The organism is Enhygromyxa salina, from assembly GCF_002994635.1.
Lineage (GTDB): Bacteria > Myxococcota_A > Polyangia > Nannocystales > Nannocystaceae > Plesiocystis > Plesiocystis salina_B.
The window spans coordinates 1-26,079 of record NZ_PVNL01000050.1 but is presented as its reverse complement, the minus strand read 5'-3'; the positions used below and the strand labels follow the sequence as shown (position 1 = coordinate 26,079).

At 68.7% G+C, this 26,079-nt stretch carries 18 protein-coding genes; 12 read left to right on the top strand and 6 right to left on the bottom strand.

The genetic code is table 11. The annotated features are described in order from the left end of the window. Positions 1-293: 293 nt before the first annotated feature. Positions 294-3,818, bottom strand: coding sequence for a tetratricopeptide repeat protein (locus tag ENSA7_RS12790; RefSeq protein WP_106089554.1), 3,525 nt, complete (start codon positions 3,816-3,818; stop codon positions 294-296). A 297-nt stretch (positions 3,819-4,115) separates the two neighbouring features. On the opposite strand from ENSA7_RS12790, the gene ENSA7_RS12785 reads away from it, so the two are divergent. Beyond that, a complete protein-coding gene (locus tag ENSA7_RS12785) occupies positions 4,116-4,514 on the top strand; it encodes an FmdB family zinc ribbon protein (RefSeq protein WP_106089553.1) in 399 nt (132 codons plus the stop codon). Next, entirely contained in the window at positions 4,511-5,377 is an 867-nt protein-coding gene (folD, locus tag ENSA7_RS12780; RefSeq protein ID WP_106089552.1) for a bifunctional methylenetetrahydrofolate dehydrogenase/methenyltetrahydrofolate cyclohydrolase FolD, read from the top strand. Before ENSA7_RS12785 ends, folD begins: the two co-directional genes overlap by 4 nt. A gap of 9 nt (positions 5,378-5,386) precedes the next feature. Here the strand turns inward: folD and ENSA7_RS12775 are convergent, their stop codons facing one another. The 3 genes from ENSA7_RS12775 to ENSA7_RS12765 form a co-directional block, all read right to left on the bottom strand. Beyond that, positions 5,387-6,100 carry a TIGR02266 family protein gene (locus tag ENSA7_RS12775; RefSeq protein ID WP_106089551.1) on the bottom strand — a complete coding sequence of 238 codons (714 nt, stop codon included), beginning with the start codon at positions 6,098-6,100 and terminating at the stop codon, positions 5,387-5,389. A gap of 135 nt (positions 6,101-6,235) precedes the next feature. Further along, the gene (locus ENSA7_RS12770) at positions 6,236-7,171 is read right to left on the bottom strand and encodes a ParB/RepB/Spo0J family partition protein (protein WP_106089550.1); all 936 of its coding nucleotides are present in this window, start codon (positions 7,169-7,171) and stop codon (positions 6,236-6,238) included. Further along, complete coding sequence (locus ENSA7_RS12765) at positions 7,168-7,947, bottom strand: ParA family protein (RefSeq protein WP_106089549.1); 780 nt, start codon at positions 7,945-7,947, stop codon at positions 7,168-7,170. Before ENSA7_RS12765 ends, ENSA7_RS12770 begins: the two co-directional genes overlap by 4 nt. Positions 7,948-8,205: 258 nt before the next feature. Here ENSA7_RS12765 and ENSA7_RS43580 point away from each other — a divergent pair, with 258 nt between their 5' ends. After that, complete coding sequence (locus ENSA7_RS43580) at positions 8,206-8,364, top strand: hypothetical protein (protein ID WP_153258398.1); 159 nt, start codon at positions 8,206-8,208, stop codon at positions 8,362-8,364. A gap of 102 nt (positions 8,365-8,466) precedes the next feature. Here ENSA7_RS43580 and ENSA7_RS12760 read toward each other — a convergent pair whose 3' ends face one another. Further along, entirely contained in the window at positions 8,467-9,789 is a 1,323-nt protein-coding gene (locus tag ENSA7_RS12760) for a lamin tail domain-containing protein (RefSeq protein WP_106089548.1), read from the bottom strand. A gap of 36 nt (positions 9,790-9,825) precedes the next feature. Beyond that, complete coding sequence (locus tag ENSA7_RS12755; RefSeq protein ID WP_106089547.1) at positions 9,826-11,736, bottom strand: sigma 54-dependent Fis family transcriptional regulator; 1,911 nt, start codon at positions 11,734-11,736, stop codon at positions 9,826-9,828. Between the two features lie 178 nt (positions 11,737-11,914). Between ENSA7_RS12755 and lon the strand changes: the two genes are divergently transcribed. The 9 genes from lon to ENSA7_RS12710 all read left to right on the top strand — a co-directional run. Beyond that, on the top strand, positions 11,915-14,284 hold the full coding sequence (gene lon, locus ENSA7_RS12750; protein ID WP_106089546.1) for an endopeptidase La: 2,370 nt from the start codon (positions 11,915-11,917) through the stop codon (positions 14,282-14,284). 260 nt (positions 14,285-14,544) lie between these two features. After that, positions 14,545-16,479: a molecular chaperone DnaK gene (gene dnaK / locus ENSA7_RS12745; RefSeq protein ID WP_106089545.1), complete on the top strand. Its 1,935-nt coding sequence runs from the start codon at positions 14,545-14,547 to the stop codon at positions 16,477-16,479. 184 nt (positions 16,480-16,663) lie between these two features. Continuing rightward, positions 16,664-17,530 (top strand): nitrilase-related carbon-nitrogen hydrolase, encoded by an 867-nt coding sequence (locus tag ENSA7_RS12740; RefSeq protein WP_106089544.1) that lies wholly within the window; start codon positions 16,664-16,666, stop codon positions 17,528-17,530. Between the two features lie 7 nt (positions 17,531-17,537). Then, positions 17,538-19,019, top strand: coding sequence for a dihydropyrimidinase (hydA, locus tag ENSA7_RS12735; protein WP_106089543.1), 1,482 nt, complete (start codon positions 17,538-17,540; stop codon positions 19,017-19,019). A 3-nt stretch (positions 19,020-19,022) separates the two neighbouring features. Continuing rightward, positions 19,023-20,519, top strand: coding sequence for an NCS1 family nucleobase:cation symporter-1 (locus ENSA7_RS12730; protein ID WP_106089542.1), 1,497 nt, complete (start codon positions 19,023-19,025; stop codon positions 20,517-20,519). Further along, positions 20,516-22,015 (top strand): CoA-acylating methylmalonate-semialdehyde dehydrogenase, encoded by a 1,500-nt coding sequence (locus ENSA7_RS12725; protein ID WP_106089541.1) that lies wholly within the window; start codon positions 20,516-20,518, stop codon positions 22,013-22,015. The genes ENSA7_RS12730 and ENSA7_RS12725 overlap by 4 nt, the downstream gene beginning before the upstream one ends. Positions 22,016-22,037: 22 nt before the next feature. Then, positions 22,038-23,363 (top strand): aminotransferase class III-fold pyridoxal phosphate-dependent enzyme, encoded by a 1,326-nt coding sequence (locus ENSA7_RS12720; protein WP_106089540.1) that lies wholly within the window; start codon positions 22,038-22,040, stop codon positions 23,361-23,363. A 61-nt stretch (positions 23,364-23,424) separates the two neighbouring features. Then, entirely contained in the window at positions 23,425-24,339 is a 915-nt protein-coding gene (locus ENSA7_RS12715; RefSeq protein WP_181233688.1) for a penicillin-insensitive murein endopeptidase, read from the top strand. Between the two features lie 246 nt (positions 24,340-24,585). Then, a partial coding sequence (locus ENSA7_RS12710; protein ID WP_146157636.1) for a serine/threonine protein kinase occupies positions 24,586-26,079 on the top strand: 1,494 nt, incomplete at its 3' end.

The window sequence follows — 26,079 nt, the reverse complement described above, 5'->3', positions numbered from 1 at the left end:
GAGCGGGTTGATGTTGCAGCGGTGAGCCTGGACCTGGCCCCGGAGCCGGCGCGTGCACCTGTGCCGCAGGAGCCAACACGGTGCCACAGCGACTGCAGCTCGTGGTCCGGATCATGTTCAGTTGGCCGCAGACCGGGCACGCGAGGCCTAGTTCCATGTGCCCGAATCCTCGCGCTGCACGCCAGACCTTGTCAACCGACGCTGGGATCGCAGCTGCGCGCGACCCCGGATCGACGCGGGTGTTCAGGTGTTGGGCGAGGCTCGGCTCGAGCTGCGTTGCCGCAGAGCAGCCCTCACTTGGAGATCTCGACGGTTCCTCGGACCAGAGGTTCGAGGCACAGCTGCGTCGGGCGATCGTCCGTCGGCAGGGCGTCGCTGGGGACTCGAGCGCAGGCTCGCGCGGCCCCCCGAGCCGCGCTCAGCTCCGCGCGGGTTCCCGCGATGCTGGCCTGCCAGGCCGAGAGCACCTGCGCGAGGTGAGCGTCGAGGGCCGCGGGGGGCAGCGGCTCGATCTCCGGCGCGAGGTGGTCGACGAGCCAACGCTCGACGACCGTGTCCCAATTGCGCTGGCGCGAGGCCGGCGGTGACGCGACGCCACCGCGCGGTGGATCGCTGCCGAGCAGCCGCGCGAGGCTGGCGATCGCGGCGTCACGGGGCAGTCCACCCGGACCGAAGTAGACCCGAAACAACGCCTCGAGCCCGTCAGCTTGGAGCTTGGTGGGATCGACTTGCCCGATCCGCCACGCGGCGATCGCTGCGATGAAGGGGTCGGCGTCCTGCAGCTGGGGGTGCAGGCGAACCACGCGAAAGTCGGGCGTGAGCGCCGCTGCGGCGAAGGCACACGCACGTCGGACCGACGGCCGCGACGAGTTACGCGCGATGCGGTCGATGATGATCAGATCTTCCACGCGGTGCTCGTCTCGCGACAGGCGCGCGAGCCCGAGGCACGAGAGGGTGATCGCTACCTCGTCATCCTGACCGCGGATCCGCTGGCGCAGCGGCTCGGCGGCGGCGGGATCGCTGCTGCGGGCCAACGCCCAGAACGCCGCCGCGCGGACCGGGCTATCGACCCCGCGATCGGCGATGATCTCGGCCATCACCGGGATCGACTCCGGGTCGTCGAGCTCGCCGGCCGCGTGGGTCGCCGCGACGCGGGCGGCGATGAAGCGCTGACGGACCGCGTGGGTCGCGTCTCGCGGAGGCTGCAGATTGGCGCCCGTGCGGGCCAGGTGGACGGCCGTGTCGGGCAGGCCGAGCTCACCGAGGTGCTCGGCCGCGCTCATGCGGTTGTTGATCGACCCACGCGAGAGCGCCGCGACGAGCGGACGTCGCATCGCCGCCACCCGGTCGTCGTCGCGCGCATCGCCGTCGGCTCGCAGCCAGCGCTCGACCTGAGCTCGGTCGACGCGATCGAGGGTCGAGAGCAAGAAGTCGCGGGGCTCGTCGGCGTTGGGCTCACGCTTGGTCCGCTTGACGGCGAGCTCGAGCACGGCGTTGATCGACTCCGTGACCTCGGCGAGGTCGAGCGCGCGGGCCCCCGCCTCGCGCATCAAATCACTGGGCCCGCCGGACTCGAGCAGCTCGCGGAAGCTGGCCGCGGCGCCCTGAATGTCGCCGGTCGTCAGCTGCAGCTCGGCCAGGCGCATGCGGGTCCGAGCATGGTCGGGCTGGGCCTCGAGCACGGTCTGATAGCACCACATGGCCTGATCGATGTTGCCGCGGCGCTCGCTGAGCTCGCCGAGCCGCAGCAGCGCTCGGACGCCGCTGGAGCCCTGCCCGAGCGCGCGCACGGCTGCCTCCCGGGCTTCCTCTGGCTTGTCGAGCTCATGGGAGAGCTCGGTCAACATCACCAGCGCATCGACCTCGCGCGACGGAGCCAGCGGCAGCAGCTTCTCGAGGGTGCGGACGGCCTCGCCCGGCTGACCGGCGCGGCGCTGGGCGATCGCCAGCTCCATCAGGCGGTCTGGGTCGGCGGGGAACAGGTCGCGCAGCTTGGTGAACATCTGCACGGCGCTCACGTAGTTCTCTTCGCGCGAGTACAGCTCGGCGAGGAACAGGCCGGCCTCGAGGGCCTCGGGGGAGGCCCCGCTCGCGAGCGCGACCTCAGCCGTGGCGACGGCGGCCGCCCGCTTCTCGGCGCGCTTGGGCAGCCCCGGCCCAACGAGCAGCTCGACGATCCGCGTGCGCGCTTCAGCCCGGAGCAGCTCCTGGGTTGGGTCCTGCGCGACGACGCGGACCTTCTCCCAGATCTCGAGCGCGCGGTCGGGTCGGTTGCGCTCTTCCTCGAGCATCGCCTGCAAGCGCAGGTACGTGGGCTCGCTCGGCTTGGACGAGAGCGCCTTCTCGAGCGAGTCGAGGGCGGTGTCCCGGAGGTTGCGATCCATGGTCGCGTGGTCGGCCAGGATCTCGGCGTGGCGATACCAGCCCTTGTGGCTGGGGCGGACCAGCTTGGGCAGCTGCTCCCACTGGGCCAGGGCCTCTTTGCGCTGGCCCATCTCCCACAGCTGCTCGCCGAGGGCGATGCGGGCGTCCGCGCTGCGGCCCGCGACCTTGACCAGCGACTGGGCCGTGTCGAGCGCGAGGTCGCGCTCGTCGACGTTGTTGTAGAACTCGATCAGCAGCAGCAGCGTGTCGCTGTCGCGGGAGCCATTTTGCCGGATCTCCGCCGCGATCTCGAGACCCGTGTCGCGCTCGCCGTTGGTCATCAGGCGCTCGGCCATCTCGAGCCCCAGCCTGACCTCTTCCGAGCTGCGCCCCTTGAGCTCACGGTACTGCTCGAGCGCGGCCGCGGACTGACCTTGCTCTTCGAGCGCCTCGATCAGCGCGGCGCGGGCGACTGGATCGCGCGGGGCCAGATCGATCGCTTGCTTGAGCGCCGGGATCGGGTTTTGTCCGGCGGCCTTCTGGGCCCGGGCCAGCGCCTGCCAGGCGGCGACTTCTTTCCCGTGCTTGGCGTCTTCGAGCCACTTTCGCAGCTCGCTGACGAGGATCTCCGAGCGGGCCTCTTTGCGGTAGCAGGTCTCGAGGTCGTCCCACCAGCCTTCACGCTGATCTGCGCGACCACGGGCGGCGTCGTCGAGCATGTCCCACAGCAGCTCGGCGGCGTCGCCTGGGTGACCCGCGTCGATCATGGCGCGCGCTCGCTCGGCGACGAGCTCGCTCTTGGCCTCGCCCTTGGCCTTGGCGATCGCCTTTTGGTAGGCAGCGTCGGACTCGTCGTGCTTGCCGGCCCCGCGCGCGGCCCGTGCCACGCGAACGGTCGCGCCGACGTCCTTGGGCAGCTTGGCGGCGAGCAGCTTGGCGAGCTCGAGCGCGCGGTCGTGCATGGAAGCGCGGTCGGCCAGCTTGTAGGCCCGCTCGAGCAGGCGCTCCGCTTCTTTGGGGTCGGTCTTGGCCTCGAGCTCGAGCGCGTCGATCGCCTCGGCCCATGACTTGGCTTGCTCGAGCGCGTCGATGCGCATGTCGAACACCCGCCGGTCCCACTTGCCAGACTTGCCGTGCAGCTTGGCGAGCCGCGCGGCGGCAGCGGCCGGGTCACCCTGCAGCATGTCACCCTGGGCCCGCAGGATCTGAAGCGCGACGTTGCTGGGCGAGCGATCCGAAGCCGACTCGATCCGCTTGATGAGCCCGCCGCGGCCGAGCGCCTTCTCGAGCTCGCGCCACTGCTTGCCGTCGAAGGGGTTGGCGCGGAGCTTGTCGAAGCGCTGCTTGACGAGCTTGTCGTCGTCGGGCTGGGTCTCGATTGTCCAGTCGTCATCCGGCGGCGCCGCGACGACCGGCAGCGACAGCGCGGTGGCCAGACCAGCCAAGCCGATCACGCTGATCAGCCTGTGGGCCGACCCGATGACCCGGCGGCCTGGAGAGAGGGGTGGGAGAGGCCGGTTCGGGTGGCGCGGGCGCGGCACGGGGCGATCCTAGCAGGCGTTGGGCGGGCGTGCGGCGGTGGTTGAGGTCCGCCGCTCGCGGCCCGCCGAGCTCGAGGTGCTGGACGCGCGAGCCGCTCGGATCGTTCTGGGTGAATTGACCTTCGCGCCGCGCCGAATGCGAGGTTTCGCGCTTGGGCCCACGGCCGGTCGGGGTTGACCTCGCTCCCGACGAGCCTACTCTCGCCCGCGATGCCGATCTATCGCTATCGTTGCGAAGCATGTGGTGCGCATGAAGAGCACCTTCAGAAGATCAGCGACCCCCCGATCGAAACGTGTGCGACCTGCGGCCAGCCGCTGAGCAAGCTGATGACCGCGGCGGCCTTCCACCTCAAGGGCGGCGGTTGGTACAACGATCTCTACGCGAGCGCCAAACCGGGCGAGGCGAAGGCCGACGCAGGCGGGGCGAAGTCGGGTGATGCCGGCTCGGGTGGCTCGGGTTCGGCGACCGCAGGCGCGAGCTCGGCCAAGTCCGACGCCGGGTCGTCGTCGACACCAGCTTCGACCGCGTCACCTTCACCCGCTCCCAAGCCGGCTTCCGGCTCGGGCGGCTCTTCGGGCGGCTCTTCGAGCTCGAACTCGGCAGCATGAGCGGCGCGACGATCCTCGATGGGAAGGCCCTGTCCTCGCGGTTGCTCGCGCAGCTGCGCGAACGGGTCGAGGCCTGCCAGGCGCGCGGGGTCACGCCGTGCCTGGCCGTGGTGCTGGTCGGGGACGATCCGGCCTCGAACATCTATGTCCGCAGCAAGGAGCGGAAGGCGGCGAAGGTCGGGATCGCCACCCGCGACCATCGATTGCCCGCGACAACCTCGACCCAGGCCCTGCTCGATCTGATCGCCAGCCTCAACGCCGACGACAGCGTGCACGGGATCTTGGTCCAGCTCCCGCTTCCGGATGGCGTCGACGAGCAGCGGGTGTTGCTCGCCGTCGATCCGCGCAAGGACGTCGATGGGTTTCACCCCGACAACCTGGGCCTCCTGATGTTGGGGACCCCGCGCTTCGTCGCCTGCACGCCCCAGGGGTGCATGCGCTTGATCGAGCTCGCCGGGGTCGATCCCGCAGGCAAGCGCGCGCTGGTCGTCGGCCGGTCCAACATCGTCGGCAAGCCGGTCGCGCAGCTGCTGCTCCACGCCAACGCGACCGTGACGATCGCTCACTCGCGCACCCGAGACCTGGAGGCCGAAGTGCGTCGCGCCGACATCATCGTCGCGGCGGTCGGCCGCCCGGAGTTGATCCGTGGCGAGTGGGTCCGCGAGGGGGCGTGTGTCATCGACGTCGGCATGAACCGCGTCGACGACGGCGGGTCCAAGCCCAAGCTGCTCGGAGACGTGGAGTATGCCGCCGCCGCGGCTCGAGCGGGATCGATCACCCCGGTTCCAGGGGGAGTCGGGCCCATGACGATCGCCTGCCTGCTGGCCAACGTCGTCACGGCCGCCGAAGCTACTTGCAGCTAGCTCGGCGCTCTAGATCGACGTGCGGACGAACTGAACCTGGCCGAGGGTCTCTAGGACCTTCAGCTGCAGCTCGCGCTTGTCGACGGGGGTCGGCACCACGCTCGCGTGCTTGCCAACCCGGGCTCGCAGCTCTGGATCGCGAGCGTCACACAGCGCCAGGATCGGCGGCGGTTCAGCGCGCTGGCGGAGGTCGACGATCAGCTCGAGGGCGTTCTTGGGGTCGCCGTCGACGTCGACGACGACCAAGTCGACCTGCGTGATCGTCTGCGCGACACCGGGACGCAGCGCCAGCTGGCGGGTCTGGCAGGTCACCAGCGAGCGCAGCAGGGCGTGGAGGTGGGCGGAGGCGTGGTCGCTGCGACCGACGAGGTCGATGCTCAGCGGCTCGGCGTTGGTCACCAACGTGTCGATGTGATCCCCGAGCACCGCGTCGACGTCGGCGAAGCTCAGGCCCATGCCGGCCGGACCTTCGTCGTTGTCCTCGGCGCGACTCCACCGAACGCGAGCGCGCAGCACCACCGGGATCTCGCGTCCGGGGACCCGCAGCGAGAGCACCAGCTCGGTCCCGACCGCCTCGGGCTGGCGGGTGCTCACGAACAGCCCGCCGCGGGACAAGTTGGTGCAGTAGGAGACCAAGAACTGGCCAGCGTTGCGGTACTTGACCTCGAGCACCATCCCCACGCGGGGCTGTCGCTGCACCTTGCCGTCGCTCTCGCTCGTCAAGGCCGACCCCCACCTGGGTGTCGACCTCGAGCGCGGCGCGGTTGCGTGGGCGAGGGCCCCCGGGAGCCACGGATCATGGGCTCAACATAGCAGCCTCGCTGCCGTGAGCGACAAAAACTACCGTCCATCGCCTGCTCACTTGTCGCCCAACAAGTGATGAAGCAGGCGCTGCAGCTCGTCGAGATCTGCGTAGGGGAGCTCGATCGTCCCTGGACCCTTGGGCTTGCTGCCTGTGCGCAGACGGGCCTGGACACCGAGGTGTCGGCGGATTCGCGCCTCGAGGTCGCGGACGATGATCTCGTGGCGTTTTTTCTCATCATCGGGCTCGGGCGGGGCTGGCTCGGGCCGAGCTCGGCGTCGCACCTCGGCCTCGGTCTGGCGCACGCTCATGCCCTTTCGGACAACTTCGAGGGCGAGCTCGCGCATCTGGGCGTGGCTCTCGAGGCCCAGCAGCGCGCGGGCGTGACCCATCCCAAGCTGACCTTCGATCAGTAGATCCTGGACTTTGGCCGGGAGCTTGAGCAGTCGCAGGGCGTTGGCGACGCTGCTGCGCTCCTTGCCGACCCGCTCCGCGAGCTCGGCCTGGGTGTACGCGTGCAGATCGATCAGCGCCTCGAAGGCCCGCGCCTCTTCGATCGCGTCGAGGTCCGCTCGCTGCAGGTTCTCGACCAGCGCGATCTCGAGCCGCTCGGCTTCGGGCGTGTCGCGAATGACGACGGGGACGGTCTGCAGCCCGGCCAGCTGGGCCGCTCGCCAGCGTCGCTCACCGGCCAGGATCTGGTAGGCGGGCGCACCCGCACCAGCGTGGATCGGCGTGACCACGATCGGCTGGATGATCCCTTGAGCGCTGATGCTCTGGGCCAGCTCGCGGAGCCGCTCGTCATTGAAGCGCTTGCGAGGTTGCTCGCGGTTCGGCTCGATCGCCTCGATCGCCAGCTGCTTGGGAATGCCCGAGGCTCCGTCGCCCCCGCTCGCGCCCGCGCCCGGTGACGGCTGCGGGGTAGGGGCCGGAGGCGGCGGGATCAGGGCGCCGAGCCCCCGGCCGAGCGCCGGACGCTTGGATCGACTCACGACTGCCCCGCCTGGCGTCGGGCCAGCAGCTCTTTCGCCAGCGTGAGGTAGGCCTGGGCGCCCTTGCTCTCGATGTCGTACAGCAGCGCGGGCTTGCCAAAGCTGGGGCTCTCGCTGAGTCGAACGTTCTGCGGGATCATGGTCTCGAACACCTGCCCGGGGAAGTGCGACTCGACCTCGGTGACGACTTGCTGGGCGAGGTTGGTGCGCCGGTCGAACATGCAAAACACGATGCCCTCGAGCGCCAACGTGGGGTTGAGCGCGGCCTTGACCCGCTCGATCGTTCCGACCAGGGCGCCGAGGCCCTCGAGCGAGAAGTACTTGGCCTGCATCGGGATCAGCACCGAGGTCGCGGCCACCAGCGCGTTGAGGGTGAGGATCCCGAGCGAGGGCGGGCAGTCGAGGATCACGAACTCCCACGTGAAGTGCTCGCGCGCGCGGGCCCGCTCGAACGCGCGGGCGAGCACGGACTCGCGGCTCTCGAACCCGACGAGCTCGATCTCGGCGCCGGCGAGGTCGGGCGAGGCTGGGACCACGCTCAAGCTGGGCAGCTCGGTCGCGTGGACAACCTCCTCGAGCTCGGCTTGGCCAAGCAGCAGATCGTAGGTGCCGCAGGTGGCCGCGCCGCGCGGGTAGCCAACCGACGAGCTGGCGTTGCCCTGCGGGTCGAGGTCGATCAGCAGCACGCGACGCTCCGCGGCTGCCAAGCTCGCGGCGAGGTTGACCGCGGTCGTGGTCTTGCCCTCGCCGCCTTTTTGGTTGCTGATCGCCAGCACGGCGGGCCGCGGTGCGCGAGCGCTCGCTGGCTTGGGTGACGCGGGGCGTGTCTTGGCCGGGGGCACGGGCGCCCATCCTTACCACTGGCCGCCGAAACCGGCAGGCGAGAATTGTGAGTAGGTTTTTTGCCTACATGTGGGTCGAGGTCTTACTGTCTCCTCGTCGCCACCGAATCCCGCTCGAAACGGCCAGCAGACCGCCAGATCATCGTTCGAGCCCGCGATACCACCTCTCGACCTTTCAGGAGCCCAACCAGCATGTACTTCCGCCGCCGTTTCAGCAGCTTCGAAGAGTTTCAGCGCGAGTCTTTCGACTATGGAGACCGCGAGTTCGGCAAGGACGAGCTCGAGCTGATCAAAGAACTCGAGGCCGCCGACGAAATCTACTCCCGGCCCCAGCGCGACCGCTGGGAATGAGCTCCGCTGTCTCGCTCGGACGCGCGTTGGGTCACGCGCGTCCGGTCATCTCGCTGCCAGCCCGGCGCCATCTTGGCGCCGGGCTCGTTTCGTTTGCGCGCGTCACTCACCCGGGGTCGGCGGGGCCGAGATCCAGCTCTGGGCCTCGTCCGCGGCCGCGGGATCCACGCGATGCAGCGGCTGTTCATCGCTGGGGAGCGGGTCGCCCGCGGGGTCCGACCATAGCCGGTAGCTGCTGATCACGGCGTTGTTCGGACCCCACAGAACCACCGGCTCGGTGTTGGTCAATCCACCATCGGCGATCGTACTGTCGTCAGTCGCCAGGACCAGCGCGAGCCCGATCGGTCCGATCGGTCCGGCGTAGCTGTCACCCACGATGAGCGCGCGCGCACCCGGGGCGAGGCAGGTCGGCGAGTCGCAGCCGCCATCGCCAGCGAGGTACTCGAGCGGGTCGACGCCTGGGGCATCGTGGGTGGGCGCGTCGCCGATCCGGCAGCCAGAGAGCTCGACTTCTACATTGGACAAGTTGACCAACTCTATGAATTCATAATACTTCTCTTCGGAAGCTGGACCCGGCGGGTTGGCCGAGACCTCGACGATTTGAACCGCACCTGGCGGGATCGGGGGTGGCTCGACGGGGGCCTTGGCTGGCTCCGAGCTGACGTGCCCGGGTGACGGGGCGCAGTCCGACCAGTCCGAGGCGTCGTCGTGATCCAGGTCGCTGGCGGCGGCGCGGCACATGGACCGGGCCGAACCTGGGCTTGGCACGGGGTCGCCGATCCACGCGTCGGGGCGGTCCTCAGGCTCGGCGCCATAGACTAATTCGTCGGCAACAGCGGACGCTGCGCCTACGGTGACCAGGCCATCTGCGTTGCGCAGCCCGCCCGAGTGCAGGAAGCCCACGAAGGTCGCCGCGTCGATCACGTGAAGGGCAGCGAGCGCGGGGTCCGCGTCGCTGGCCCAGCGCTGGACGACCAGCAGCGCCTGGGGATCGAGGCTGACCCCGACGAGCCCGAGCGCGCTCGCGTCGAGCACCGGCCAGCTGCGCGCGTCGATCCGAAGGCCGTCGAGGATCACCGGCTCGGTCCCGATGTTCCGCAGCTCGATGAACTCGGGCGAGTCCGCGCCGCCGTCTTTGCCGGGCGGGTCGACGAGCACCTCGGTGAGGCGCAGCTGCGCGAGCGCGGGGTCGGCCGGGGCGCCCCCATCCCCATCCCCATCCCCATCGTCGCCAGGGTTGGAGCTCGGCGGCCCGGTGTCGTCGTCGGGGAAGCTGGGGATCGGCGTGCCGTCGAGCGGCCCCCAGGTGTCGACGCCGCCTAAGTCCGCCAGCGGGGCGCTGAGCTCATCGAGCGCTGGAGGCTCGAGACAGGCGCAGGTGATCAGTGGAAGAAGGAACGCTGCGAAGCGAGGTGGCGCGGGCATGCCAGGGTTGTCGGCCCGCGATCGCCCGTGTTGCAGTCAGCTCTGATCTTTGAGCTTGCGATAGAGGGTGGTGCGGTCGATGCCGAGCAGCGCGGCCGCGCGGGCCTTGTTGCCGGACGTTGCCACCAACGCCGCGGCGATCGCCTGCTGCTCGAGCTCGGCGAGGGGCAAGATCGTGCCCGTGCCAACACCTACGCCGCTCGCTTCGCCCGATGACCCGGTCGCGCCGTCGGCTGGCGGCCGCGCGAGCTGCAGCTCCGGGGGTAGATCGTCGAGCTCGAGCTCGGGTCCGTCACCCAGCACCAGCGCGCGCTCGACGACATTGCGGAGCTCCCGGACGTTGCCCGGCCAGCGATAATTGCACAGCACCGAGAGCGCGTCGGCGGCGATCCGGTCGACGTGGCGACCCATGTCGTCGCCCAGCACGTCGCAAAAGTGACGAACCAGCTCGGGGATGTCGTCGCGTCGCTCGCGGAGCGGCGGGAGCCGGGTCTGGATCACGCTCAGGCGGTACAGCAGATCCTCGCGGAACTGGCCGTCGGTGACCCGTTGGCGCAGGTCGCGATGGGTCGCGGCGACCAGGCGCACGTCGACGCTCACCTCTTCGGTGCCCCCGACCCGGGTGAAGCTGCGGCTCTCGAGCACCCGGAGCATGCGGGCCTGGGTCGCGGGTGCCATCTCGGCGATCTCGTCGAGAAACAAGGTGCCCGTGTGGGCCCGCTCGAACACGCCCTCGTGGCGGCTGACCGCGCCCGTGAACGCGCCTTTTTCGTGGCCGAAGAACTCGCTCTCGAGCAGATTCTCCGGGACGGCCGCGCAGTTGATCGCAATGAAGGGTCGGCTCGCGCGGGGCGAGAGCGCGTGGATCATGCGGGCCGCGAGCTCCTTGCCCGTGCCGCTCTCGCCGTTGATCAGCACGGTGGCGTTGGTCGCCGCGACCCGCTCGAGGAACACGTGGAGCCGCTTGATCGACGCCGACCCGCCGACGATCCGGCCCGGCTCGGCGGACCCGCGCTGGGACAGCGCCGCCCGCATCTGGCTGCGCTCGTTGGCGCTGTCACCAAGCACGTCGAGCAGCTGAGCTGCGCACACGAGCAGCGTCAGCGCGCTGTCGTCCCCGCAATTTTGCACGGACTCCCGCGCGCCCCACTCTGCATAGAAGACCAGGTTGCGGGCTGGAGCCGCCATCGCGCCCAGGATCCCGCGGACCTGGACCGAGCGGCGGTCCGCGAGCTCGGGCTCCGCGAGGACGTCGCGCACGAGCACCGCGCGGTGCTCGGACAGGACCCGATGCAACAAGGTGCGGGAGATCGCCAGGTCGACGACCGGGCCCGACGTGGCCGCGGCCAGGATATCGGTCCCATCGGGGCTCAGCAGCAGCGCGCGCGCGGCCGGCAGCGCCTCGACGGCCCACTCGCTGGCGGTCCGGTACACGGCCTGCAGCGAGCCACACCGGGCCAGTCGATCACCGAGGGCGGCGAGCGCAGCGAGGCGGGTGTGGCCGGTCTGGCGCACGTCTAGCTCGATCGTCCCGCGCCCATCCGCCTGCGTGGGATTCGCTGCGGCGCTCGCTCGTGCGGACGTGCCCGCACCCCCGCGCAGATCGTCTGCGCCCGAGGTGACGGCCCCGTCGCGCGGACCCGGCTCGAACGCGAGGGTGGTGTTACCAACCGTCAACGCCGCGCTCGGCTCGAGCAGCTCGCCGCCAGACAGGGTCCGTCGCTCGCCGTCGAGGACGGTCCAGACTGGATTGACGCCGGCGACCTCGACGACCCGGACCCGCCCGTCTTCGCCCAGCTGGAGGCTGAGATGGTGGCGCGAGACCGCATGATCGGCGAGCTTGAGGCCCTCTCCCTCGCCGCGGCCGACCCTCAGGGCCTCGTCCCGGCGCAGCCACACGCCGTGGCCGACGTCGGGGCCGGCACGAACGATCACCCGCAGCGCCATCGCTGAGGTTCTACCCGATGGCACGCACAGCCGATAGGGCTGGGGGCGATGACGGCCCGCCCTTCGGATCACGAGATGCGCTCCTGCGGGGGTTCTGGCACCGTTCTTCGCAATTTTGCTTGGTTGACACCAGGACCGCCAATGTTACGTTTGGCCCGCTCTCCGGGGCCCCTCCCACATGACTAACCCGCAGTCGCAGATCGAAGAACTCAAGGACCTTCCCGAGGTTGTCTCGCTGCTGCCGCTGCGAAACTCGGTGCTGTTCCCCGGCTCGATCATCCCGATCGACGTGGGCCGGCCCAAGTCGGTCAAGCTCATCGAAGAGGCAATTGCGTCCGAGCGGCCGGTGATCGGCATCGTGATGCAACGCGAGTCACGAACCGAAGACCCCGGGGCGGACGACCTCCATGAGGTTGGCTGCGCCGTCCGGATCCTCAAGGTCATCAAGCTCGCCCGCGACAACTACTCGGTGATCCTACAAGGGGTGATGCGGATCAAGATCAACTCGCTCGTCGTGAGCGAGCCGTTCTTGCAGGCCCGCGTGACCGAGCTGCCCGAGCTCGACCCCTCGCCGCTCGAGGCCGAGGCGCTCGTCGCCAACATCAAAGAGACGGCCAAAAAGCTGATCTCGCTGGTCCCGGAGCTCCCGCGCGAGGCGGCGGCGCTGCTCGACAGCGTGACCGCGGCCGGCCAGGTCGCCGATCTCGTCGCGTCCAACCTCGACATCGAGCCGGGCGAGAAGCAAGAGGTGCTCGAGGCCTTCGACGTGTCCACGCGGCTGCGCAAGGTCCTGACGCTGCTGACCCGGCAGCTCGAGATCCTCGAGATCCGCGAGCGCATCAACACCCAGGTCCAAGAAGAGATGGGCCACTCGCAGCGCGAGTACGTGCTGCGTCAGCAGCTCAAGGCGATCAAGGGCGAGCTCGGCGAGATCGACGACGAGCACGCCGACGCCGACGAGTTCGAGCAGAAGATCGCCGACGCCAAGATGTCGGAGGAGGCGGAGAAGACCGCCCTCAAGCAGCTCAACCGGCTCAAGCAGATGCAGCCGTCGAGCGCCGAGTACACCGTCACCCGCACCTATCTGGAGTGGCTGGTCGACCTGCCGTGGAGCGAGTCGACCGAAGATCGGCTCGAGATCGCGGCGGTCCGCGACGTGCTCAATGAGGATCACTACGACCTCGAGAAGGTCAAGAAGCGGATCCTCGAGTACATGGCGGTGCTCAAGCTCAACGCCAGCAAGAAGGGGCCGATCCTGTGTCTGGTCGGGCCGCCGGGCGTGGGCAAGACCTCGCTGGGCAAGAGCATCGCGCGGGCGATCGGGCGCAGCTTCGTCCGCATCAGCCTCGGTGGCGTCCGCGACGAGGCCGAGATCCGCGGGCATCGGCGCACCTATGTCGGCTCGCTGCCGGGCCGGCTGATCCAGGCGCTCAAGCGGGCAGGGACCAACAACCCGGTGATCGTGCTCGACGAGATCGACAAGCTCGGCCACGACTTCCGCGGGGATCCAGCCTCGGCCCTGCTCGAGGTGCTCGACCCCGAGCAAAACCACAGCTTCTCGGATCACTACCTCGAGGTCGCCTTCGATCTGTCCCGGGTCATGTTCATCGTGACCGCGAACACCATCGATCCGATCCCACCCGCGCTGCGTGACCGACTCGAGATCCTCGAGCTCCCCGGCTACACCCGGCAAGAAAAGCTGGCGATCTCGCGCCGGTTCTTGCTGCCCAAGCAGATCGGCGAGCACGGGCTCGAGCGCGACGAGCTGACGTTGCGCTTCGCCGACGACGCGATCATGGAGATGATCGACAGCTACACGCGCGAGGCCGGGGTCCGCAATCTCCAGCGCGAGATCTCGTCCGTGGTCCGCGGGATCGCGGTCAAGTTCGTCGAGGGCGAGGTCTCGGGCGATGTCGAGATCACCGCCGAGTCGATTCCCGACTTCCTGGGCCCGCAGCGCCACCTGCCCGAGATGGCCGATCGCACCGCCTCGCCCGGCGTCGCAACCGGCCTGGCGTGGACCCCGACCGGCGGCGAGATCATGTTCATCGAGGCCACCTCGATGCCCGGCAAGGGCGGGCTCATGCTCACCGGCCAGCTCGGCGACGTCATGAAGGAGTCGGCTCAGGCGGCGATGAGCTACCTCAAGAGTCACCTCGAGACGCTGGGGATCCCAGACGACGCGCTCGAGGGCCGCGACATCCACATCCACGTGCCTGCCGGGGCGATCCCCAAGGACGGGCCGTCGGCAGGGGTCGCGATTTTTTCAGCTCTCGTGTCATTGCTCACCCGTCGTTGCGTGCGGGCCGATGTCGCCATGACTGGCGAGATCACGCTGCGCGGCCTGGTGCTGCCCGTCGGTGGCATCAAAGAGAAGCTGCTGGCGGCCCACCGGGCCGGGATTCGCCGAATTATCCTGCCAGACCGCAACGAGAAGGACGTCGTCGACATCCCCGAGGAGATTCGCAACGAGATCGAGATTGTCCACGCCAAGCGCGTCGACGATGTGCTCGCCGCGGCCCTCGAGGAGCCGGCGGCGTCACCCTGAGGCCGGTGCGGCGTGGCTGGTCGGCGTGACTGCTCGGCGTGACTGCTCAGCGTGACTGCTCAACATGACTGGGGCAGGGGCCCGCGGGGCCAAACCTCGCGGCGTTGACATCCCAGACCGGCGTCTTAGGTTCCGCGCCGACCACCCAAAGCGGCTTTTTCAGCGCGATCCGTGCAGCCGACCATGACAGATGGTCGCCGCGGGTCTCACAGCCGGGGCGCACGCCCCACGCATCTACAAACAGAAAGGATCTCATCATCATGGGCAAGATTATCGGCATCGACCTCGGGACCACGAACTCCGTCGTCGCCGTGATGGAGGGCAACGAGCCCAAAGTCATCACCAACGAAGAGGGCGGCCGCACGACCCCGTCCGTCGTCGCCTTCGAGGCCAACGGCAACGTGCTCGTCGGCCAGCAGGCGCGGCGGCAGGCCATCACCAACCCCGAGAACACCGTGTTCTCTGCCAAGCGCTTCATCGGTCGGCGCTTCGATGAGATCGAGAGCGAGGTCGGGCGGGTGCCCTTCCACGTGGTCAAGGACAGCAACGGCGCGGCGGTCTTCGATGTTCGCGGCAAGCGCTACCCGCCGCCCGAGATCAGCGCCCGGGTGCTGATGAAGCTCAAGAAGGCCGCCGAGGACTACCTGGGCGAGACCGTCAACGAAGCCGTGATCACGGTCCCGGCCTACTTCAACGACTCACAGCGGCAAGCCACCAAGGACGCCGGGCGGATCGCGGGCCTCGAGGTCAAGCGGATCGTCAACGAGCCGACCGCGGCGGCGCTGGCCTACGGCCGGGCCAAGGGGACCGACGGCGAGCAGATCATCGCGGTCTACGACCTCGGCGGCGGCACCTTCGACATCTCGATCCTCGAGGTCGCCGAGAACGTGGTCGAGGTCATCTCGACCAACGGCGACACGCACCTCGGCGGTGACGACTTCGACGATCGGATCATGGACTGGCTGATCCAGGAGTTCAAGAAGGACACCGGTCTGGACATCAGCGCCGACAAGCTGGTGCGCCAGCGCCTCAAGGACGCGGCCGAGAAGGCCAAGATCGAGCTCTCGCACGCGACCGAGACCGACATCAACCTGCCGTTCTTGACCGCCGACGCGACCGGTCCCAAGCACCTTCAGATCAAGCTGTCGCGGGCCCGCTTCGAGTCGATGGTCGACGACCTGGTCAAGCGCAGCATCGAGCCGGTCAAGAAGGCGCTGGCCGACGCCAAGAAGGACAAGGGCCAGATCGACGAGATCCTGCTCGTCGGTGGCTCGACCCGGATCCCGATGGTCCAAAAGGCCGTCGAGGAGTTCTTCGGCAAGGGCCCCAACAGGGGCGTCAACCCCGACGAGGTCGTGGGTCTCGGCGCGGCGGTTCAGGCCGGCGTGCTCTCCGGTGACGTCAGCGACATCGTGCTCGTCGACGTGACCCCGCTGTCGCTCGGCATCGAGACCCTCGGTGGCGTGATGACGGTGCTGATCCCACGCAACACCACGATCCCCACGCGCAAGTCCGAGACCTTCACGACCGCCGCCGACAACCAGCCCAGCGTGGAGGTCCACGTGCTGCAAGGCGAGCGCAAGATGGCGACCGACAACCGCCCGCTTGGCAAGTTCAGCCTGGTCGGGATCCCCCCGGCGCCGCGCGGCGTGCCGCAGATCGAGGTCACCTTCGACATCGACGCCAACGGCATCGTCAACGTCTCGGCCAAGGACAAGGCGACCAGCAAGGAGCAGAAGATCACGATCACCGCCAGCTCCGGCCTGTCCGAGCAGGACATCGAGCGCATGGTCGACGACGCCAAGGCGCACGAGGACGAGGACAACAAGCGGCGTGAGGCGGTCGAGAACCGCAACCAGCTCGACGCGACGATCCTGCAGATGGAGAAGTTGCTCGGCGAGAACGCCGACAAGCTGCCGGCCGAGGCCAAGCTCGAGGTCGAGTCCGCGCTGACCGACGCCAAGGCGGCGCTCGAGTCCGACGACCCCGATCGCGTCAAGGCGGCCCAAGAGACGCTGACCGCGGCCTCGCACAAGCTGGCCCAGGCGATGTACGGCCAGGGTCAACCGGGTGCCGAAGCCGGCTTCGATCCGGGCGCAGCCGCCGGTGGGGCGCCAGGTGCCGACGCGGGTGAGCCCGCCAGCGGCAGCGACGACGGCGACGTCATCGACGCTGAGTTCGAAGAGAAGAACTGAGCCAACGGTACGCGCATTGGGCCCTGTTGGGCCCATGCTCGCTACGGCTAGCGAGATCGAGCAGGGAGCCAAGTTGGCTCCCTGCTCTCGTTCGTGGTTGTCCGGCCATGCAGCTTGTCTCCAGCGCGCACCCCACTGTAAGGTGGGTCAGCTTCCAACCCGAAGACCAAGCGAGATATCGAACATGGCCGAGACTGTACGCTGCGGGCTGATTCAGTGCGCGAACCCGATCAATGACGAGAGCCGCCCCGTCGCCGAAATTTGCGAGGCGATGCTGCAAAAACACCTGCCGATGATCGACGAGGCCGGTGCCAAGGGCGTGCAGATCCTGTGCTTGCAGGAGATGTTCAATGGGCCGTACTTCTGCCCCAGCCAGGATCCGCGCTGGTACGAGTCGGCCGAGTCCGTGCCCGGTCCGACCACCGAGCGGCTCGCGGCTTACGCCAAGAAGTACGAGATGGTGCTGGTCGTGCCGATCTACGAGAAGGCCATGCGCGGGGTCTACTACAACACCGCGGCGGTGATCGACGCCGACGGCACCTACCTCGGCAAGTACCGCAAGCAGCACATCCCGCAGGTCGCAGGGTTCTGGGAGAAGTTCTTCTTCAAGCCCGGCAACGGCGGGTACCCAGTGTTTCAGACCCGCTACGCCAAGGTCGGCGTCTACATCTGTTACGACCGCCACTTCCCCGAGGGCGCGCGCTGCCTGGGCCTCAACGGGGCCGAGATCGTGTTCAACCCCAGCGCCACCGTGGCCGGTCTGTCGCAGTATCTGTGGAAGCTCGAGCAGCCTGCCCACGCGGTCGCCAATGGCTACTACGTGGGGGCGATCAACCGGGTCGGCGTCGAGCCGCCGTGGGAGATCGGCAAGTTTTACGGGACCAGCTACTTCGTCAACCCGCGCGGTGAGTTCGTCGCGACCGGGTCCGAGGACAACGACGAGCTGGTGGTCGCGGATCTGGATCTGTCGGTGATCGACCAGGTTCGCTCGACCTGGCAGTTCTATCGCGACCGCCGCCCCGAGGCCTACGACGAGCTAACCAAGATCTGAGCGACCGATGTCCAAGCCCATACTGATCCGCGGCGGCACCTTGGTGACCGCCGATCACGAGCGCCGCGGCGACGTGCTCATCCAAGATGGGCTGATCACCGCGGTCTCCAATGAAGACGAACTCGACGCACCCGCGGGCGCGCGGGTGATCGACGCGGGCGGGGCCTACGTCATGCCCGGCGGCATCGATCCGCACACCCACATGGAGCTGCCCTTCATGGGCACCGTCGCGTCCGAGGACTTCTTCACCGGGACCTCGGCCGCCGCGGCGGGCGGGACCACGATGGCGATCGACTTCGTGATCCCCAGCCCCCAAGAGCCGCTGCTCGACGCCTACACCAAGTGGCGCGGCTGGGCCGAGAAGGCCGCCTGCGACTACTCGTTTCATGTCGCGGTGACCTGGTGGGACGACAGCGTCCACGCCGACATGGGCACGCTGAGCACCAAGCACGGGGTCAACAGCTTCAAGCACTTCATGGCCTACAAGGGCGCGATCATGTGCGACGACGAGGTGCTGGTGAACAGCTTCAGTCGCGCGGGTGAGCTCGGCGCGATCTGTACGGTCCACGCCGAGAACGGCGAGCTGGTGTTCGCCCTGCAAAACCGCGTGTTCGAGTCGGGGATCAGCGGCCCCGAGGGCCACCCGCTGTCGCGCCCGCCGGAGGTCGAGGGCGAGGCCGCCAACCGGGCGATCCGGATCGCCGAGGTGCTCGGCGTGCCGCTGTACCTGGTCCACACCTCGTGCATCGACGCGCTCGAGGCCGTGACCCGGGCCCGGCTCGAGGGCCAGCGCGTCTACGCCGAGGTCCTCGCCCAGCACCTGGTGATCGACGACTCGGTCTACCGCGACGGCGACTGGGACCGGGCCGCGCACCACGTGATGAGCCCGCCGTTTCGGCCCAAGCACCACCAGCAGGCGCTGTGGGCCGGGCTGGCCTCGGGCATGCTGCAGACCACGGCGACCGACCACTGCTGCTTTTGCACGCCGCAAAAGCGGATGGGCGTCGAGGACTTCCGCAAGATCCCCAACGGCACCAACGGCATCGAAGATCGCATGGCCGTGCTCTGGCACCACGGGGTTCGCAGCGGCAAGCTGACCCCCAGCGAGTTCGTGGCCGTGACCTCGACCAACGCCGCGAAGATCTTCAACATCTATCCGCGCAAGGGCTCGCTGGACGTCGGCGCCGACGCGGACATCGTGGTCTGGGATCCCGCCAAGCACCGCACGATCTCGGCGGCGACTCACCACCAGAACATCGACTTCTCGATCTACGAGGGCATGCAGGTGGTCGGCAATCCGGCCTACACGCTCTCGCGCGGCCGCGTCGTGTATGACAACGGCCAGCTGAACACCGAGCGCGGGACCGGTCGCTACGTCGATCGCCCGTGCCACGCCCCGTACTGGGCGGCCCAGCGGCTGCGCAACGAGACCGCCGAGGCCCTGGCCACACCGGTCGCCCGCAAGCGGCCCACGCCCGAGGAGGGCTAGGCCATGTCTGGGCCCGATCTCGAGCTGCACGATCCTGATCCGGGCCTGGTCAACGACGACATCCGGCCGGTCCCGCTCGCCGAGCGGCACTGGTCGGTGATGAGCATGGCGAGCCTGTGGGTCGGCATGGTCGTGTGCGTGCCAACCTATATGTTGGCCGGCGGGCTGATCGATCAAGGCATGAACTGGGCCCAGGCCGTGCTCACCGTGATGCTCGGCAACGTGGTCGTGCTCGGCCCGATGATCTTGAACGGCCACCCGGGGACCAAGTACGGGGTGCCGTTCCCGGTCCTGGCGCGGGCCAGCTTCGGGATCAACGGCGCCCACGTGCCCAGCCTGATGCGCGCGCTGGTGGCCTGCGGGTGGTTCGGGATCCAGACCTGGGTCGGCGGCTCGGCGATCTTCCAGCTGCTCGACGTGATCGCTGGCGCCGATCTGACCGCGCTCGCCGACCTCCCGGTGCTGGGCATCAACGCGGCCGAATTCGCCTGCTTCTTGGGGTTTTGGGCGCTGCAGGTGCTGATCATCCATCGCGGCGTCGAGTCGATCCGGCTGCTCGAGTCCGCGGCCGCGCCGTTCTTGATCGTGATGGGCCTGGCGCTGCTCTCGTGGGCCTACCTCGCGGCCGACGGGTTCGGGCCGATGCTCTCGACGCCCAGCCAGTTCGCCGAGGGTGGCCCGCGTGAGGGCGAGTTCTGGCAGGTGTTCTTCCCCAGCCTCACGGCCATGGTCGGGTTTTGGGCCACGCTCTCGCTCAACATCCCGGACTTCACCCGCTACGCCAGGTCGCAGCGTGACCAGGTCCTGGGCCAGGCGATCGGGCTGCCCACGACCATGACCTTGTTCGCGTTCATCGGCGTCGCGGTGACCTCGGCGACCACGGTGATCTACGGCGCGCCGATCTGGGACCCCACGCTGCTGCTCGGCAAGATGGGCGGCGGCGTGACGGTCGTGCTCTCGCTGTTTGCGCTGACCGTCGCCACCTTGTCGACCAACATCGCGGCCAACGTGGTCTCGCCGGCCAACGCGATGATCAACGTCAACCCGCGCAAGATTAGCTTCCGGATCGGCGGCTACGTGACCGCCGGGCTCGGCATCGCGATCTTCCCGTGGAAGCTGCTCGAGAGCACGGGCAGCTACATCTTCACCTGGCTGGTCGGCTACTCGGCGCTGCTCGGGCCGATCGGCGGGATCCTGATCGTCGACTACTTCGTGCTGCGCCGGACCGAGCTCGACCTCCAGGGCCTGTACCAGCGCACCGGGCCGTACCGCTACTACAAGGGCTTCAACCTCGCGGCGCTGATCGCGTTTGCGATCGCGGTGGTCCCCAACGTGCCGGGGTTCCTGCACGTCGCGGGGGTGCTCGACTCGGTCGCCCAGATCTGGGACACGATCTACGCCTACGCCTGGTTCGTCGGCTTCCTGCTCGGCGGCGGGCTGTACTGGATCCTCATGAAGCTGACCGGCTTCGAGGCGCCAGCCAAAGGAACAACACCATGAGTGAGATCCTCGGAAAATTCTCCACCCAAAGTTACGCGTTCACGCCCACGGCCACGGTTCAAAACTGGATCGGCGGCGAGTGGCAAGACGCCAGCTCGGGCGACACGCTCGACGTGATCAACCCGCGCCACGGGCAGGCCATGAGCCGGGCGCCGCTGTCGGCGGCCGCCGATGTCGATCGTGCGGTCGCGGCTGCGGCTGCGGCCTCGGCCGAGTGGAAGCAGTGGCCGATGCGCGAGCGAGCCCAGGTGTTCTATCGCCTGCGCGGCCTGCTCGAGGCCGAGCGCGAGGCCCTCGCGTGGCTGATCTCGCACGAAAACGGCAAGATCTACGCGCAGGCGGTGGCCGAGGTCGACAAGGCGATCGAGTGCGTCGAGTACGGCTGCTCGCTGCCCAACCTGGCCGCTGGTACCCAGCTCGACGTGAGCCGCGGGGTCAACTGTCAGGTCACCGACGAGCCGCTCGGAGTCGTCGCTGGGGTCACGCCGTTCAACTTCCCGCTGATGGTCCCGCTGTGGATGCTGCCGCAGGCGCTGGTCGGCGGAAATTGCTTCGTGCTCAAGCCGTCCGAGCAGGTCCCGCTGTCCATGGTTCGGCTCGCCGAGCTGTTCGTCCAGGCCGGGCTGCCGGCGGGCGTGTTCAACCTGGTTCACGGCGGCAAGGCCACCGTCGAGGCGCTCTGCGATCACCCGGGGATCTCGGCGTTTGCGTTCGTGGGCTCGACCGCGGTCGCGCGCAGCGTGTACGGGCGGGCCTGCACGGCCGGCAAGCGGGCGCTGTGCCTGGGCGGCGCCAAGAACCACTTGATCGTGGTCCCCGACGCCGACGTCGAGCTCACGGCCGAGAACGTCGTGGCCTCGTTCACCGGCTGCTCCGGGCAGCGCTGCATGGCGGCCGCCAACCTGGTGGCGGTCGGCGACGTCGACCACATCATCGCCGCGATCGCCGAGCAGGCCGCCAAGCTGATGCCCGGCACCCACCACGGGGCGATCACCAACGCCTCGAGCATCGATCGGATCAAGGGCTACATCGATCGGGCCGAGCAGGGCGGCGCGACGATCCTCGTCGACGGTCGCGGCAAGCGTGGCGAAGAGCCCGGCGGCTACTGGATGGGCGCGACGGTCATCGACCACGTCGCGCCCGACAGCCCCGCGGCCAAGGACGAGATCTTTGGCCCGGTGCTCAGCATCGTCCGGGTGCCCAACCTCGACGCCGCGATCGCCCTGGAGAACTCCAGCGGCTACGGCAACGCGTCGTCGGTCTACACCACCTCCGGCCACGTCGCTCGCGCCGTGATCGGCCGGGTCGAGGCCGGCATGTGCGGCGTCAACATCGGCGTGCCCGTGCCACGCGAGCCGTTTGGGTTCGGCGGCTGGAACGACTCGCTGTTTGGCCACGGCAACATCACGGGCTGGGACGGGTTTCGGTTCTGGACCCGGCCGCGCAAGGTGACGTCGAAGTGGGCGCTGCAAAAGGACACCACCTGGATGTCCTGAACGGGTTAGGCTGACCGCCGCCATGAGCATGACCAGCGAAGAGATGATCAGCGCCTGCCTCGAGCACACGATGTTCTCGTGGTCGGCGACAGGGAAGGTGGCGCCGCTGCCGATCGCCCGGGCACAGGGCGTGTACATGTACACGCCCGAGGGCCAGCGGATCCTCGACTTCAACAGCCAGCTGATGTCCGTGAACATCGGCCACGCGCACCCGAAGCTGGTCGCGGCGATCAAGCAGGCGGCCGACGATCTGATCTACGTGTACCCGGGCGCGGCGACCGAGCCGCGCGCGCGGCTCGGCAAGCGGCTGGCCGAGCTGTGCCCGGGCGACATCGACAGCTTCTTCTTCACGCTCGGCGGGGCCGAGGCCAACGAGAACGCGATCAAGGCCGCGCGGCTGTACACCGGGCGCAGCAAGATCCTGTCGAGCTACCGCAGCTACCACGGGGCCACCAGCGCGTGCATGCAGCTGACCGGTGATCCCCGGCGCCTGCACAACGAGCCCGGCGGGCCCGGCTATGTCCACGTGATGCCGCCGTGGCCCTACGAGTACAGCTTCGGCGCCGACGAAGACCAGATCACCCAAAACCACCTGCGCTACCTCGAAGAGGTCATCACCTACGAGGGGCCCGATCAGATCGCGGCGATGTTCGTCGAGACCGTGGTCGGCACCAACGGGATCCTGCCGCCGCCGCGCGGCTGGCTGCAGGGCCTGCGCGCGCTGCTGGACAAGCACGGGATCTTGCTGGTCTGCGACGAGGTCATGTGCGGCTGGGGCCGGACCGGCAAGCTGTTCGCCGTCGAGCACTACGACGTGGTCCCGGACATCCTGACGATGGCCAAGGGCCTGACGAGCTCGGCGGTCCCGCTCGGGGCCATGGGCGTGCGAGCCAAGATCGCGGCGCACTTTCGTGACAACGTGTTTTGGGGCGGACTCACCTACAACGCCCACGCGTTCGCGTGCAACGTCGCGCTGGCGGCGATCGACATCCTGATCGACGAGGGCATGGTCGAGAACGCGGCCACGCTCGAGCACGTGATGCGTAGCGAGATCGATCGGCTCACCGCCAAGCACCCCTCGGTCCGCGGCGGTCGCTGCATCGGGCTGTTTGGGATCATCGACGTCCAGCGCAACGCCGCGGGCGACTCGATCGCGCCCTACGACGGCACCCACCCCGCGATGCAGCAGCTCGCCGCGTTCTTCCGCGAGCAGGGGCTGTTCACGCTGTTCCACTGGGGCAGCTTCATGTGCAACCCGCCGCTTTGCATCACGCAGGCCCAGCTGCTGGAGGGGTTCGAGATCATCGATCGGGGCCTCGACATCACCGACGCCGCCTTTGAAGGTTGAGGCGAGCCGCCGCGTGAACTCGGGGGTGGCATCCGGTCCCGAGTCGGGCATGATCGTAGTCATGGGTTCTCGCGCAGGGCGAGCTCGCATGCGCGCGGGCGCGGTGACGATCATGTACGCTGCGCTCGCGTGTGGGTTCGCGCTGGCCCTGCTCGGCTGCGCGACCCCGGGCTACTGGACCGACTACACCACGGTCTCGGTCGGCCGCGCCGCAGGTGGGCGGATCCATCGTCCGGTCGAGATGCCGACCCGCGGCACGGGCTACAAGGTGCCCGCGACCTGGCGCGAGCGCGGCAACCAGTGGGGCACGACCGAGCTCGTCGCAACGATCGAGCGGGCCGCCGCGACCGTCCAACAGGGCCGCCGTCGGGTCACGCTCGGGGTCGCGGATCTGTCGCCCAAGCGCGGCGGCAAGACGATCTGGCACGCCAGCCACCAGAGCGGGCGCGACGTCGATCTAATTTTTTATGCCGTCAACGAGCAGGGCCGGCAGCTGCCGCCGCCCGAGGTCGAGATGGTCCACTTCGACGCCGACGGGGCGCCGTTTGTCCCCCGCCACATGCGGACGACCGGCTACGAGGAGCCAACCTGGTCGCAGCGGCGGTTTGACGACGCCAACAACTGGGCCCTCGTCGAGGCGCTGCTGTCCGATCGCTCGATCCGGGTCCAGTGGATCTTTGTCAGCAGCAAGCTCCAGCACCGGTTGCTCAGGTGGGCCGAGCAGCACGATCGACCCCGGTGGGTGATCGAGTACGGGCGCGAGGTCATGAAGCAGCCGTCCGCTCGGGCCCCCCACGACGATCATTTTCACGTGCGCCTGTACTGCTCGCGCGCCGATCGTGAGCTCGGCTGCGTCGACACCGGACCGATCTGGCAGCACGAGAAGAAGACCTACAAGTACGTGGGCCCCGAGCGCTACGAGCCGACGGTGACCAAGGCGCTGCTCAGCCGGCCGATGTTCTTCCTGCACGGATGAGCTGAAACCAGCTTTTCGAGGATTTTTTCTCGCGGGGCTGCAACGCGGGTTCACGCGGGCCGATGAAGCGATGTGTGTGCTGCTGTCCGTGTTTCATGCCCTCCACCGCCCCCTGTGCGGCGTCGGTCCCAAAATGGGCCGGTTTCGCGCCCGCCGATCCGGCTGCCGATCGGCCCACCGATCGGCTCGCCGATCCGCGCGCGAGCGGTTGACATCTCCAAGCTCCGAACGCGAACCTTCCGTCCTGTGAGGCGCTTGGGCGACTACGAGCTGCTGCGCAAGATCGGCAGCGGCGGCATGGCGGAGGTCTGGATGGGCCGTCGCGCCGCCATGGCAGGCGCGAGCAAGGCCGTCGCTATCAAGCTGCTCGCCCGGGACCTGCTCGACGACTCCGCCTACCGCGACATGTTCATCGAGGAGGCGCGGCTGTCGATGCTGCTGACCAACTCCAACGTCGTTCAGGTGTTCGACGTTGGTGAGATCAACGGCGAGTGCTTCATGGTCATGGAGTGGGTCGACGGTCTCAACCTGTCGGAGCTCACCCGCAAGATGCTCACGGACGGCGAGCGGGTGCCGGTCGAGGTCACGGCGCACGTGATCGGCGAGGTCCTGCGCGCGCTCGCGTATGCCCACGGGCTCCACCACGACGGCGCCAAGGCCACGATCGTCCACCGCGACGTGTCTCCGCACAACGTGCTCGTGTCGGTCTCGGGCGAGGTCAAGCTCGCCGACTTCGGCGTCGCGCGGCTCGCCCGCGAGGAGACCTCGGGCCTGCACGTGAAGGGCAAGCTTCGCTACATGGCGCCCGAGCAGCTGCGCGGCCGCTCGCGCGAGCCTACCGTCGACATCTACGCGGTCGGGGCGATCCTCCACGAGCTGCTGGAAGGCCAGCGGTTTCGATCGACGCGGGACGAGGGTGACCTCTATTCCATGGTCCTCAGCGGCGAGCACCCGCCGCTGACCGTCGACGTCCCCCCCGAGATCGAGCGCCTGCGCGCCGGCCTGCTCGAGCCCGATCCAGCCCGCCGACTGCAGTCGGCCGACGAGGCCCTCGAGCTGCTGTGCGCGTGGCCGGGCTACCGCAACAGCTCGCTCGAGCTCGGCAAGCTGATCCGTCGCTGGGTTGGCAGCGGCGGCCCGCGATCGGGCATCGTCAGCACCGACATGCTGCGGGCCGAGGCGGCGGGGCCGTCAACCGCCAGCGCCGCGCAGACGGTGCCAGCCGACACGCGCCAAGGGTCCGCGCCGCACGGCGGAGGGCGTGGATCGCAGCCGCACGAGGCCGTGACCTCGGTCGAGACGTCGCAAGAGAGCGGGCCGACCCCTGATCGCGGCGCGACGCACACCTGGGCCGGGACGGCCGACGGCGAGGGCGCGCCCACGTCGCTGATCGCGGCCGAGCCACCCTCGCGCGGTCTGGCCGGGCTCATGTCGATCGTCGCCATGATGACGCTGGCGCTGTCGTTTGGCGTGTTCGGGCTGGGATTCCCGCTCGGATGGTGGGGTGGGGCGGCGACCCAGGTCAGCGACGATGGGGCTGACGCGGCTGACACCAAGATCGAGGCCGGGGACACGGGCGGCGAGACGGGATCGCAAGTTGCGATCGTCCAGAAAGCCGACTTGCCGGTGACTGAGCTGGACACGTCGGGCACCGACACGGGCGAGACTGGGGACGCCGAGACCGGTGACGGCACGGCTGGCGGCGAGGAGTCGGGCTCGGACGACGGGGCTGAGGACGAG

Coding starts and splice junctions, on each gene's coding strand:
- ENSA7_RS12785 (WP_106089553.1), top strand. CDS start 4,116: ATGCCGATCTATCGCTATCGTTGCGAAGCATGTGGTGCGCATGAAGAG.
- folD (WP_106089552.1), top strand. CDS start 4,511: ATGAGCGGCGCGACGATCCTCGATGGGAAGGCCCTGTCCTCGCGGTTG.
- ENSA7_RS43580 (WP_153258398.1), top strand. CDS start 8,206: ATGTACTTCCGCCGCCGTTTCAGCAGCTTCGAAGAGTTTCAGCGCGAG.
- ENSA7_RS12760 (WP_106089548.1), bottom strand. CDS start 9,789: ATGCCCGCGCCACCTCGCTTCGCAGCGTTCCTTCTTCCACTGATCACC.
- ENSA7_RS12755 (WP_106089547.1), bottom strand. CDS start 11,736: ATGGCGCTGCGGGTGATCGTTCGTGCCGGCCCCGACGTCGGCCACGGC.
- lon (WP_106089546.1), top strand. CDS start 11,915: ATGACTAACCCGCAGTCGCAGATCGAAGAACTCAAGGACCTTCCCGAG.
- dnaK (WP_106089545.1), top strand. CDS start 14,545: ATGGGCAAGATTATCGGCATCGACCTCGGGACCACGAACTCCGTCGTC.
- ENSA7_RS12740 (WP_106089544.1), top strand. CDS start 16,664: ATGGCCGAGACTGTACGCTGCGGGCTGATTCAGTGCGCGAACCCGATC.
- hydA (WP_106089543.1), top strand. CDS start 17,538: ATGTCCAAGCCCATACTGATCCGCGGCGGCACCTTGGTGACCGCCGAT.
- ENSA7_RS12730 (WP_106089542.1), top strand. CDS start 19,023: ATGTCTGGGCCCGATCTCGAGCTGCACGATCCTGATCCGGGCCTGGTC.
- ENSA7_RS12725 (WP_106089541.1), top strand. CDS start 20,516: ATGAGTGAGATCCTCGGAAAATTCTCCACCCAAAGTTACGCGTTCACG.
- ENSA7_RS12720 (WP_106089540.1), top strand. CDS start 22,038: ATGAGCATGACCAGCGAAGAGATGATCAGCGCCTGCCTCGAGCACACG.
- ENSA7_RS12715 (WP_181233688.1), top strand. CDS start 23,425: ATGGGTTCTCGCGCAGGGCGAGCTCGCATGCGCGCGGGCGCGGTGACG.